Source organism: Sphingopyxis sp. EG6, assembly GCF_003609815.1.
Classification (GTDB): domain Bacteria; phylum Pseudomonadota; class Alphaproteobacteria; order Sphingomonadales; family Sphingomonadaceae; genus Sphingopyxis.
On sequence record NZ_AP017603.1, the window covers coordinates 3717502 to 3729222 of the forward strand.

The 11721-nt window shown below is 61.8% G+C and carries 8 protein-coding genes and 1 pseudogene; 5 read left to right on the top strand and 4 right to left on the bottom strand.

The window, feature by feature from the left end; genetic code table 11:
• Positions 1-68: 68 nt before the first annotated feature.
• Entirely contained in the window at positions 69-776 is a 708-nt protein-coding gene (locus SPYCW_RS17915; protein WP_145986015.1) for a hypothetical protein, read from the bottom strand.
• 146 nt (positions 777-922) lie between these two features.
• Between SPYCW_RS17915 and SPYCW_RS17920 the strand changes: the two genes are divergently transcribed.
• From SPYCW_RS17920 to SPYCW_RS17940, 5 genes and pseudogenes are all read left to right on the top strand, one after another.
• A protein-coding gene (locus tag SPYCW_RS17920) for an IS3 family transposase (protein WP_120217891.1) occupies positions 923-2070 on the top strand; the annotation gives its coding sequence in 2 pieces (ribosomal slippage) (positions 923-1181 and positions 1181-2070; 1149 coding nt in all).
• Between the two features lie 264 nt (positions 2071-2334).
• On the top strand, positions 2335-3150 hold the full coding sequence (locus SPYCW_RS19395; RefSeq protein WP_232014761.1) for an RNA polymerase sigma factor: 816 nt from the start codon (positions 2335-2337) through the stop codon (positions 3148-3150).
• Entirely contained in the window at positions 3147-4244 is a 1098-nt protein-coding gene (locus SPYCW_RS17930; protein WP_120217892.1) for a FecR family protein, read from the top strand. The genes SPYCW_RS19395 and SPYCW_RS17930 overlap by 4 nt, the downstream gene beginning before the upstream one ends.
• A 179-nt stretch (positions 4245-4423) precedes the next feature.
• Positions 4424-6955 (top strand): TonB-dependent receptor domain-containing protein, encoded by a 2532-nt coding sequence (locus SPYCW_RS17935; RefSeq protein ID WP_172595549.1) that lies wholly within the window; start codon positions 4424-4426, stop codon positions 6953-6955.
• Positions 6956-6969: 14 nt separating this feature from the next.
• Positions 6970-8958 (top strand): annotated as a pseudogene (locus tag SPYCW_RS17940) (Atxe2 family lasso peptide isopeptidase); the annotation flags it as partial.
• Between the two features lie 90 nt (positions 8959-9048).
• On the opposite strand, the gene SPYCW_RS19400 reads toward SPYCW_RS17940, so the two are convergent.
• From SPYCW_RS19400 to SPYCW_RS17955, 3 genes are read right to left on the bottom strand one after another with little or no spacing between them, the layout of a single operon-like run.
• Positions 9049-10785, bottom strand: a complete 1737-nt coding sequence (locus tag SPYCW_RS19400) for an asparagine synthase-related protein (RefSeq protein WP_120217895.1) — start codon at positions 10783-10785, stop codon at positions 9049-9051.
• On the bottom strand, positions 10785-11429 hold the full coding sequence (locus tag SPYCW_RS17950) for a lasso peptide biosynthesis B2 protein (RefSeq protein ID WP_120217896.1): 645 nt from the start codon (positions 11427-11429) through the stop codon (positions 10785-10787). Before SPYCW_RS17950 ends, SPYCW_RS19400 begins: the two co-directional genes overlap by 1 nt.
• A gap of 49 nt (positions 11430-11478) precedes the next feature.
• On the bottom strand, positions 11479-11610 hold the full coding sequence (locus SPYCW_RS17955; RefSeq protein WP_120218391.1) for a benenodin family lasso peptide: 132 nt from the start codon (positions 11608-11610) through the stop codon (positions 11479-11481).
• Positions 11611-11721 lie beyond the last annotated feature (111 nt).

The window sequence follows — 11721 nt, forward strand, 5'->3', positions numbered from 1 at the left end:
AGCCAGATCAGGATACAACCGCCGCGCAGGGCGGGGCACACCTGCGACCAGGCGGCCGCTCGCGGTTATTAGCGTGATCTGGGAAGCGGCAACGCGCTAGGCGGCCCTGCTTCGGGCGGAGCCATGGGCGGTGCGTCGAACGACGGTTCGGGGCGCGGCTCGGGCAGAGATATGGGCGGTGGCTCAATCATCTTTGGCGGGCTCGGCGGTCCCAACCTAGGGCCGTTCTTCGTTCCTGGCCGCTTTTGCGCGGTGATGAAGGCCGTGCAGTCCCGGAGCGCCCCGGCCGCACCGTGATTGCCGGCGAGTTCTATAGCATAAACCTGCTTGCCCTCGACCATCGCGGTCAGGATGACGCTGTCGGGCAGTGCGGCGAGCAGATCGATAACGGTCGGAATATTTCCGGAATCGACAACGAGCGAGCCGCCGAGGTCGGTTGCGAAGCCCGAAACCGCGAAGCGCGCCGTGCCCGCAACGAGTTCGACAGGGAATTCACCATGCCTGTCGCCTTTTGGCAAAACATAATGGCTCTGGTCAGCCAAGTGAATGATGCTGCCCGAGGCCGCCTCACCGGGCTTGGGAAAATAGGGGCCCATAAAGCTCAGTACTGTGTTGCCATCGAGACTGAAATCGGCCTGACATCGCTCTTCGCCACTGTCCGTAATGACCCAGCCATTGGCTTCATAGGTCGGGAAGTGCGCATAGTCCTCCGCAGTTAGCGGTGCTGCCGGTGCAACGAGAGCCAAGAGGAATGCTGTCGCGCAAAAGATTCTCATTTCATTTGCCTTCTTTCTCTTTTGCAGCGGACGCGTTTAGCGATCGCATAGCTTTTGCACCCTGACCGGGCGCGCGGACGTCCAGTGGCCTGCTGCCGGTTTGGTGGACACCGAGATAGGGTGTTTCCACCTATCGGAGGTCCAGAATGCAAAGAAGGAAGTTCAGCCGCGAGTTCAAGCTTGAGGCGGTGAGGATGGTCCGCGAACGCGGGGTGACGATCGCCCAGGCGTCGCGCGATCTGGATGTGCATGCGAACGTGCTGCGTAAATGGGTCCGGGAGCTTGCCGCCGATCCGGGTCATGCCTTTCCCGGTCACGGTCAGATGAAGCCGGAGCAGATGGAGATCGATCGCCTGCGGCGCGAGCTGGCCAAGCTGAAGGCGGAGCGCGACATCCTAAAAAAAGCCGCCGCCTACTTCGCGAGGGACTCGATATGAAGTTCCAGTTCATCGCGAAGCACCGAGGGATCTGGCCGGTGGCATGGATGTGCGGGGCGCTCGGTGTCTCGCGAAGCGGTTTCCATGCCTGGCTGATCCGCCCGCCGTCGCAGCGTGCCCGCGACGACGAGGTGATCGGTGCGAAGGTCCGTGCCAGCCATGTAGGAAGTTATCGCACCTATGGTGCGCGCCGTGTCTGGCACGATCTGCTGGCCGACGGGGTATCCTGCGGCTTGCACCGGATCGAACGACTGATGCGGGCGCAGGCTCTGCGAGCAAGGCCGCGGCGACGCGGGCTTCCCAAGGATCATGGCGAACGGTCGGTCATCGCCGGCAATGTGCTGGATCGCCAGTTCACGGCCGACAGGCCGAACCAGAAGTGGGTCGCAGACTTCACCTATATCTGGACGGCCGAAGGATGGCTCTACGTTGCGGCGGTGATCGACCTGTTCTCGCGCCGGGTAGTCGGATGGTCGATGAGCGCCACCATGACAGCCCAGCTCGTCACCGATGCGCTGATCATGGCGATCTGGCGGCGTGGCAAACCCGACGCGCTGCTGCATCACTCGGATCAGGGCAGCCAGTATACCAGCGAGCAGTTCCAGCGGCTGATGGCCGACAATGGGGTCACCTGCTCGATGAGCCGGTCCGGCAATGTATGGGATAATGCCGCCATGGAGAGCTTCTTCTCCTCGCTCAAGACCGAGCGGATCGGGAAGAAAATCTACCGCACGAGGGCGCAGGCGAAGGCCGACGTGTTCGATTATATCGAATGCTTCTACAACCCGACCCGCCGTCACTCGACCCTAGGTTACCTCAGTCCTATCGACTTCGAACGTGAAGCTGGGGTAGCCTGAATGAACTTATCTCGGTGTCCATCAAACCGGCAGCAGGCCACAGCGGCATGACGATGACTTGTTGCGCCAGCCTGCCTAACAAAACCACGAGCCGCGTTGGCCCGGCCCGAAATCATCGCCGCCGGCAGCCAACACTGCTGTGTGGTATATTGAAGACGTGTCGCCAAATTGCCAGCGCGCAAGACGCGGACGACCGGATGCTTGTCGAGCAACTGGGTGTGAGAAAAAACGCTTTGTTCGGCGAAGTACCTCTGGCTTGCCTTCTTGGTTCGTTCCCGCCATGTTCGGGCCGCGAGGCGAACGGTCCGGCGATCGTTCGCACCTCATTCGCGCCAGGCATCAAGAACGCCGGTCCGCGAGGGACAGGCGGCCGTACCGAACAAGGGCATCCGTCAGGATCGCCTGACGGCGGCACAGCGATGGAAGTATAATGGCCGGTTCCCGGCCATTATGCGCTGCTGCCCCGGGAAGGTTCTCGTGTCGTCCGCTCCGCCATTTCGCCGTCATCGGCCTCCCTTTTCAGTCTCATCGGGAGCGCATAACTGCCCTGCCGAGGTCCTCGAGCCTGCCTGTGAAGAGACCCCGGCAACCAGTCTGGACGAGACGTTTCGCGCCGAACGCAGGTCGCTCCTGCGCTATCTGGGACGCCGTGCGGGTCATGATACCGCGCCCGATCTGGTGCAGGAAGTGTTCGCACGGGCGGCTGGCAGCGCGCAGGCATCGCGTCTCGCCAATCCGGCGGCGTTCGTCAGGCGCATTGCCAGGAACCTGTTGATCGACCGCGCGCGCCGACGCGAGAGCGATAATAATATCGTGATCTTTCCTCTCGACGAGCAGCGCGATCTGAGCGTGCCGCCGGAACAAACTCTAAATCTCGAAGCGGCCGACCTGTTGCGCATCTACGAACAGGCGGTCAATGATCTGCCCGAGAAAACGCGCCGGGTCTTTGTGATGAGCCGGGACGAAGAACTCACCTATAGTCAGATCAGTGAACAGCTCGGGATCAGCATGGCGACAGTGCAATATCATATGGTGCGTGCGATTGCGATCGTCGCCGCGGCGGTGAAGGATCATCGATGAGCGACGAAGAATGGCCGGGCGGCGAGCCCCCGTCGCCGACCGATCTCGAAGCGGCAGCCTGGTGTTCCCGGTTGAAGGAAATGCCATCGGACGCGCTGCTCGCCGAATTCCGGTCCTGGATCGACACGTCCGAGGCCAACGCCGAGGCGTTCGCCAATGCGATGCTGGTGGCACCGATGAAGCCCGCCGAGCGCGAACGCATCGAACAGTTTCTGGGGCAATCCTTCCCTGCCCTCTACCGGCCCGGTCGTAAGGCGCGAGCCGGTTCGCCGGGCGCCACGATCCACGCCTTCCCGGTCAACGACCATGCGACTCGGGTTAAACCTGCTGGGTCCAGCCGCACAGGGCGCAGATGGGCGACCGCCGCGATAGCAGCGGCAGCCATGGTCGCGCTGACCGTCGGGCTCCACCCGGACTCGCCGCTTCAGTCGCTCTTTTCGCCCGCCCGGGCCGAGACCTATGCGACGGGGCATGGAGATATTCAGCTTTTCACGCTGGCGGACGGATCGCTGGTGACACTCGACACCGACAGCCGGGTCGAGGTGGCGATCGATCGGAGCGAACGCCATGCCCTGCTGCGCCAGGGCCGCGCGCGCTTCATTGTGGCGGCCGATCCGCGCCCCTTCACGATCCAGGCCGGGAATGGCGATGTCGTCGCGGCCGAAGGGGCGATCGATGTCGGGGTGGACGGGAATGCCCAGGTCGAATTGCGTCTGCGGTCGGGCTCGGCCAGCGTGCAGGCACGCGATACAAAGGATAAGCAGAGCGAGAGCGTTCCGCTCACGATCGACCGTCCCGTCCTCTACGCGGGAGAGGATTTCGCGCCGCGGGTGGTTACTGCGCCGACGGCCGATACGCGCGACTGGCCGGACGGATGGGTGGAATATCGCACGATCCCGCTCGGCGAGTTGATCCGCGAAGCCAATCGTTATGCGAAGAGGCCGATCATCCTCGACGACCCGAAGCTTGCGAACCTCACTGCAGCGGGTCGGTTCCAGCTCACCGAGACGGACAGGTTCGTCGACCGTATCGCCGAGCTGTTCGAGCTCCGCATCTCTCGCCGGGCCGACGGCATCCATCTGCGGCCCCAATAGCATCGCTGTGCAATAATTTGCGGGGGTGACTGACGGCACCTCCGCAAGCTGCGTCGATACCCCGATCAGGAGCGAGCCGACCGGCATAGGCTCATGATCATCAGGGGGATATTATGGCGGAGAAACGGCTTCACGGGCTTGCGGCGCTGCTGGCGGGTGCCGCGATGGCGACGTCACCGATGCCGGCGCTGGCGCAGAGCGATCAGACATATCAGTTCGACGTCCAGGCGCAGGATCTGGGCGATGCGCTGCGCAGCGTCGCGGCCAAGGCAGGCTGGGAGCTTTATGCGTCGGCCGAGGATGTGAACGGCGTTCCCGCGCCCAAGCTTGAAGGCGCGCTCACCGCACGGCAGGCGGTCGAGCGCCTACTGGCCGGCACGAACCTGCGCGCGAGCTTCCGCGACGGAACCGTGATCATCCGGGGGCGATCGGCAGCGATAGCGACGGCGGGCGATGAGGCTGCCGACAGCGAGATCATTGTGACTGGCACCCATATCCGCAGCGGGGAAACCACATCCCCGGTGATCTCTGCGTCCCGGGACGCCATAGAGAAGAGCGGTCGCACGAACCTTGGAGATTATATTCGCGACCTGCCTCAGAACTTCAATGGCGGGCAGAATCCCGGCGTGGTCGGCGGCGGCATTCAGGGTGGCAGCGAGAATCTCGCATCAACCTCGACCCTCAATTTGCGCGGCCTTGGTCCCGATGCGACGCTGACGCTGATCAACGGCCACCGCGTCGCGTATGACGGCGCATTTCAGGGCGTCGATATTTCGGCCATTCCGCTTGCCGCTCTCGACCGTCTGGAAATCGTCGCGGACGGGGCATCAGCTCTATATGGATCGGATGCCGTCGGGGGTGTCGCCAACATCATCCTGCGCCGGGACTTTGATGGCATTTGGTCATCCGCGCGTATCTCCGGCACAACCGAAGGAGGTAATTTCCAGCAGCAATATGGCTTGGTCACCGGCGCGCGGTGGCAGGGTGGCGGTTTCATGGCCGCGGGCGATTTCAATCGCTCGACGGCCATTGTTGCGGGTCAGCGCTCCGTCACGGACCACCTTCATCCATCGGCCACGCTGCTTCCCGCGCAGCGCCAGTACAGTGCGGTCTTCGCCGGGCACCAGCGTCTGTCAGACCAGATCGAATTCGAGTTCGACGGCCAATATACTCGGCGCCGGAGTAATTCCGCGAGTCCGCTGACGACGACCGCCCCAGCAATGACGAGCGGCTATCTCTATTCGCCGAGCGTTGAAAGTTACTCGGTCACCCCATCCGTTAGGCTCTCGCTGTCCAGCGGATGGGAAGTGAGCCTTAGCGGCACATTGGGGCGCAGCCTGACCGAAGTCGAATCCCGAAGCTTCAGCGGCGGCGCGCTCGCATCGGTTACCCAGGTCGCATATGATAATCAGATCCGGTCGATCGAACTTCGCGGTGACGGCACCCTCGTCAACCTTCCGGGCGGCGATGTGGGACTTGCCCTGGGTGCCGGCTACCGCGGCTTCTCGCTGGATGCTGGGTCCCGGCGACATATCGGTGCATCGACGGTCAATCTTCTGAACATCGACCATAAGGAAAATGTCGTCTTTGCCTTTGGCGAAGTCGCTATCCCCGTGTTTGGCCCGGGCAATAGTCGGCCGTTTCTCGACTTCTTCCAGCTCACCGGAGCGGTGCGTTATGAAAGATATGACGGGCTGGCCAGCGTCGCATCGCCCAAGCTCGGTTTCGTCTATCGCCCGTCGCCTGCATTCACGATCAGGGGCGGCTGGGGCAAGTCGTTCAAGGCTCCCACCTTCTATCAGCGCTACAAGACCTATCAGGCCCTACTCCTCCCGGCCGCGTCGCTTGGCGCCGCCGGGGACACCGCGAGCCGTCCGGTTCTATACGTCGCCGGCGGTAATGCTGACCTACAACCTGAGCGTGCGACGGTCTGGAACATAAGCGCGAGCTATGAACCTCAGGCGATGCCCGCGCTCCGTCTCGAGGCCAATTACTTCAACGTGCGTTACCGGAACCGCGTCGCAGATCCGATCGCATCGGTCCTCGGGGTGCTGACCAATCCTGTCTATGCAAGTCTCGTCACGTTCGATCCGGACAAGGCCTTGCTGGACAGGCTGATCGCTCCGGCGGCGAGTGCGCTCGGTCTCCAGAATATTACCGGCAAACCTTATGATCCTTCGACCGTCTATGCCGTCGTCGATGCGCGCTCGAACAATACCGCCTATCAAAGCGCCGAAGGCATCGACCTGTCTGCCCGCTACAGGTTCGACATGGATGCGGGAGGGCGCGTAGATTTCACAGCCGGCGCTAGCTACATCAAGAGCGAGCGGCGCCTGATCGAAAGCGAACGCCCCGCCCCCTTTGCCGGTGTCATTTTCCGTTCGCCTCACTGGCGCGCCCGCGGCGGCGCAACCTTCGAGCAAGACAATGTCGCGCTCTCAGCCTTCCTCCAATATGTCGGGGGAGTCACCGATGATCGGATTGACCCCGATGTCAGGGTTGGATCGTTTCTCGCGGCCGATCTCTCGGCCAAACTGTCGGGGTCGACCGGCATATGGCGCGGCATTGATTTGACGCTGACAATCTCGAACATCTTCAACGAAATGCCAGATCGGATTCGGTCCCGATCAGCGATCGATCCGGGTTATGATTCGACCAACTATTCGATCCTCGGTCGAACGATCGGCGTAACGCTCGCAAAGCGCTGGTAGCGGTGGGCGCTCTCATGGCTGCGCTGGTTGGCGTCGCCGCCGTGGCACCAACCGGCAATGCGCCGACAACCCTGTGCGCAGACATCGACTGGTCGAAGGCGAAGCCGCTACCGGTCATCCGGACGCTCGCGCCCGAGGATCTCGTTGGCCTGCGCGATGTAGGGCCAGCAGGTGACCTTGCATCCGGTGAGCGTGCCTTTTCCCTTTCACCCGATCGCCGCTTCGTCGCTTTTCAAATTCGGCAAGCTGATGCCGAGGCGAATGATTACTGCATCGCGAGGGTCGTCCTCCCCCTCTTTGGAGACCGGAAACCCGTCATCGTAAACGCGGGTGGAGAGCTGCGGCGAAAAGCTGCCGGCGGCGATAGCCTGCCCCAGCGCATGACAGGGCTACCGGTGGCTGATGCGCCAATCTGGTCGCCGGACGGGAGTTGGATCGCCTTCTTGCGGCAGGACGAAGGTCGAACCAGGCTTTGGCGCGCAGCGATCGACGGCAGCGGTTCGGAACCCATTGCCGCTGTCGATTCAGACATTCGTGATTTCCGCTTCGTGGACGGGACGACGATCGTCCTGAAACTAGATGGAGACGAGCAGGAAGCTCGGGCAAATATCGAACGCGAAGCCAGGGTTGGTTTTCACTTTGACAGCCGGTTTGCGCCCTTCAGTGCCAGCCGCCCATACGCCCCGGCTTCGGCGCCCGATCGATTGGTCACGCTCGACATCCGCTCGGGAAGTCTCCGTCCTGCAAATCCCCACGAGGCCCAATTATTCTTACCGGCCCGAGACGCATCAACACGATTGACCAGTGAGCAGGCAAAGGGGGACTGCAACATCGGACGCGATCATACGGGGAACGGGATTCCCCCGATCACGCGGCTGACGCTCCGCTGTCCTGGCCGGGCCACTCGAACTTGCGACCAGCCTGTCTGTTCTGCTGGCGTGGGGGCGGCCTGGCTCGTCCCTGGAAGCGCCACTGTGCAATTCGTCCGAGGGGAGGGCTGGGCTCGAAGCGAAGCAGCCATTTACGAATGGGACAGTGAGCGTGATACCATTAGAAAACGCTACGCGACGACGGCATTGCTGATCGATTGCCAGCCGCGCGATACGCGCGAACTCGTATGCCTGCGCGAGACATCGCTGAAACCGCGGCATCTGGCCGCAATCGATCTTGACCGCGGACGAGCCCGCGTCATTGCAGATTTCAATCCGGAATTCTCGTGCCTCAAGATGGGACGAGCGGAGCGCATACCGCTGAAGAGCTCCGCTGGCATCCAAGCCTTTGGCGACCTCGTCTACCCGACGGATTACCGTGCGGGCCAACGCTATCCTCTGATCGTGGTTCAATATGAATCCCGTGGTTTCCTGCGCGGAGGGACGGGCGATGAATTTCCGATTCAGGCTTTTGCGAGCAATGGATTTGCGGTGCTCAGCATCCAGCGCCCCGCGCCGGTCGGAGCCTTGTCGAGGCCGAAGGACTATGTCGAGGTCGATCGTATCAATTTGCAGGGGTTCGCCGATCGGAACAACGTGCTGTCGGTTGTCGAACAGGGCGTCAGATTGCTCATTGATCGCGGGATCGCCGATCCCGCGGCTATCGGGATAACCGGGCTCAGCGACGGATCGTCGACGGTGCAGTTCGCCGCGCTCAACAGCTCTCTCTTCTCGGCCGCGATCGTTAGCGGATGCTGTTGGGACATGAGCCAGACCGCGCTGCTCGGTCCGGCGGTTGCCGATCGATATGCCCGTATCGGGTGGCCGGGTATCAGCGAGGATGCTTCGTCATTCTGGTCGCGCATGTCGCTATCCCGCAACGCCCGTCGGGTCGCATTCCCGATACTCTTTTCGATGGCGGATGAGGAATTTCGAATGGCGCTCGAGGCGTTCACGGCGCTCCGCGAGGTCGGAAGACCTGCAGACCTTTATGTGTTTCCCGACGAGCACCATATCAAATGGCAGCCTGCGCACAGGCTCGCGGCCTATCAGCGCGGGATCGACTGGTTTCGCTACTGGCTTCGTGGCGAGCTACCCGTTGACCACAGACGGCGAGAGGAAGCGCTGCGCTGGCAGGCGATGGACCGAAGACTGGAGGACATATCACAGCCAGCTGGGGCGCAAATCGGCCGTGCTCCAGCCATCGATCCAAGCTTCGGCATCAAGCAGCGAGAGGATACGCGTGTAACGGCCTCCGCTGGCCAGGCTGGTTTCGGACAGCGCCACCTCCAGGGCGCGCCGGTCGACGATATGGTTGCGCACGAGCGCCCCGTCCATCAGACGTGCGCGGATGGCCGGAAGATGCGACCGGAGGATTTGCAGGGCGAAGTGATCGGGGCCGCCCTTGATCCGCCGCTCAATGACGGTCGGCGGTAGATCGCCGGTAAAAGCCCGCCTCGCGAAGGATCGATCGCTGCCGCCGCGGCAGGCTTCCCAGCTCGGCACCGAAAGGCACGCCTCGATGATCGGTTGGGACATCAGCGGATGTACTGGCTCGAAGGGAAAGCGCCGATCCTGTGCTTCTATATAGCCTTGAGCCCGAATGATCATCGCGACGTGCGCCGCTTTCCCAGGCAGGCTATCGACCGGCCCGTCGAGCCAGGGATGGGTCAGCTGCTCCTCCTTGAGGTAGTCGATAACGGCAGGCGCCAGCAACTCGGCATTGGGTCGCCAATGATATTTCGGACCGGGCACACGCGGAATTTGAAGGGCTTGCCTGAAGACCTGCCATGGGGTCGATCCGGTAAGCCGACAAATGTCCAGCAGTGTCGAACGCAGCTCGACGAGCGTCCCGCCCATGAGATGTCGGTCGACGAGCGGACGGGCCGAGCTGGTCAGGTAGAAAACATTGTCGCCGCCCACGCCGGAGAAAAAGGCCTTTGCCGAATGGCGCTCCGCGAGATCAACGAGCAGCTTGTCATAGGCCTGTAGCTGCGCCCGTCCGCCGGGGCGAGACGCGTGGACGAAGCTGGAGCGAGAAATATCGACTGCGGCAAGATCATAGGTGGCTTCAAACAGCGGAATGTTGAGAGCGTGGGCGAGGCTGCGAGCAAAGGAGCGCTCGTCGCCGCGCGGATCGCCGGTGGCGATTGTGAAGGCATGAAGTTCAGTGTGATACCGCGCGCCGAGCGCAACGATCGACGAATCGAGGCCGCCGGAAACCCCTATGAGGATCGAGGGGAATTGCGTGGCCCACGCCGTGATGCAATCGAGGACGATCTGCCGAAAGGTATTGAGGTTGGGAGCCTGACGATCGACGCAGGTCCAAGGGGACCAAATGATCGCCTCATCGGCCCGCCCCTTCACAATCTTCAGCGTCATCCCCGGTAAGAGCTGAAAGATGCCTGCAAGGGCGGTTGTCCTTTGCGGCAGACCGTTGACGTATAATGTCCTGCCCAGTTCGTGACAGTCGATCGCCGGCTGCTGGCCGCTTGCCTCGCAAAGGAGGGGGACGTCCGATGCGACGTAAAATATGTCGTCCCAGCTCCCATAATAGCAGGTCAGCATCCCTGAAGGGTCGCGCATGATTTCTACGCGATCATCGCTCTCGAAGCACAGGGAATAGCCACCCCAATAATGACGCAGAACCTCGGCGGGGCAGCGAATATCAAGAATGGTGCTGGGCTCTGCACTAGGTGCCGGCATAGCGTCTCGCTCGAACAAATGGCCGAAGACCACCATTTTCCCCAACCGCCGCACCGCATCCGGCTGATTGGCGAACAGGCGCACACGGGAACTCGAATAGAGGAGCTGGAAACCCAGCTGAGACAGGCGACGCGCGACAGACTCTGATTCTGCTCGCCCGGGATCACGGACCTCAAAGAGGAACCGGCGGGCCATCAGAAAGCAAGTATGGGCGTGAAGCAGCGAACGCGTTCAAGGCTGTCATTGGCAACACAGTCTTCCGACTGGACCCAGCAATGGGCTGCAAAGGGGTCGAGTTTGATCCCCAGGACCAATGTGGGAGCGAAACCGAGGCGAAAGGCGAGCATCCGAAAGGCTATGGAGCGCGCGAGACATTGATCTGCCTCGCCCATCCACAGTGACGCGCGCCGAAACGCTGCATGAAGCTTCGCAAGCGTCTGAGTCGAGGGGTTATGAGAACGCCGCGGCGCTCGACGTTGTTCGTACGCCAGAAGACGTGCGAACGGCCAGCGTTTCAGCCGCGATTGAACCAGCCAATGCGTCGCGCCGGCCCGAAGCACTGAAGATGCCTTATCGGACAACGCCATTTCCTTGGTCGGCATCGCATGCGTATTCCGCCGAGCGGCAAAATCACGCGGTGCTGGATCTTCAATTCCCAGCGCGCGCAGACGCTCAGCATCGGCGCTGGCCATTGCGTCTCCATCGATCACCGTCCGGACAAAGGCTTGATTCAGCTGCGATGGCAGGCAGAAATAACGGTCTCGTTCGACATCGAGGAACACGGCACGATCATCGCACACGCAATAGCTGATTCCGGTTGTCGGAAGTTCCCCCAGCATATCCGTCAGTGGGCCGGCACGCCCGGGCTTGCCGGGCGCGCCAAACCACTCAGTCGTCCGACAGACCGGCGAAATTCTGTTCGGTCGAAACGCTGTCGAGGATGAGCTCACCCCCGCCTTTGGTTTCGGCCGACGCCTTGCCGAGGTCGATGACCTCCTCGGTTACTTCGATGCGTTCCATGTCCTTGCTCCTTCCTTCACGCGACTCGAATAGCCGCAAGCGGAAGGGTTTCAGATCGGATTGCATCGAGCTATTTTATAATCGGATTATAATCCGATTATAATCGTGTCA

Bases quoted from the DNA above. Each gene is read 5' to 3' on its own strand.
- SPYCW_RS17915 (WP_145986015.1), bottom strand. From the start codon at position 776: ATGAGAATCTTTTGCGCGACAGCATTCCTCTTGGCTCTCGTTGCACCG.
- SPYCW_RS17930 (WP_120217892.1), top strand. From the start codon at position 3,147: ATGAGCGACGAAGAATGGCCGGGCGGCGAGCCCCCGTCGCCGACCGAT.
- SPYCW_RS17935 (WP_172595549.1), top strand. From the start codon at position 4,424: ATGCCGGCGCTGGCGCAGAGCGATCAGACATATCAGTTCGACGTCCAG.
- SPYCW_RS19400 (WP_120217895.1), bottom strand. From the start codon at position 10,785: ATGGCCCGCCGGTTCCTCTTTGAGGTCCGTGATCCCGGGCGAGCAGAA.
- SPYCW_RS17950 (WP_120217896.1), bottom strand. From the start codon at position 11,429: ATGCTGGGGGAACTTCCGACAACCGGAATCAGCTATTGCGTGTGCGAT.
- SPYCW_RS17955 (WP_120218391.1), bottom strand. From the start codon at position 11,610: ATGGAACGCATCGAAGTAACCGAGGAGGTCATCGACCTCGGCAAGGCG.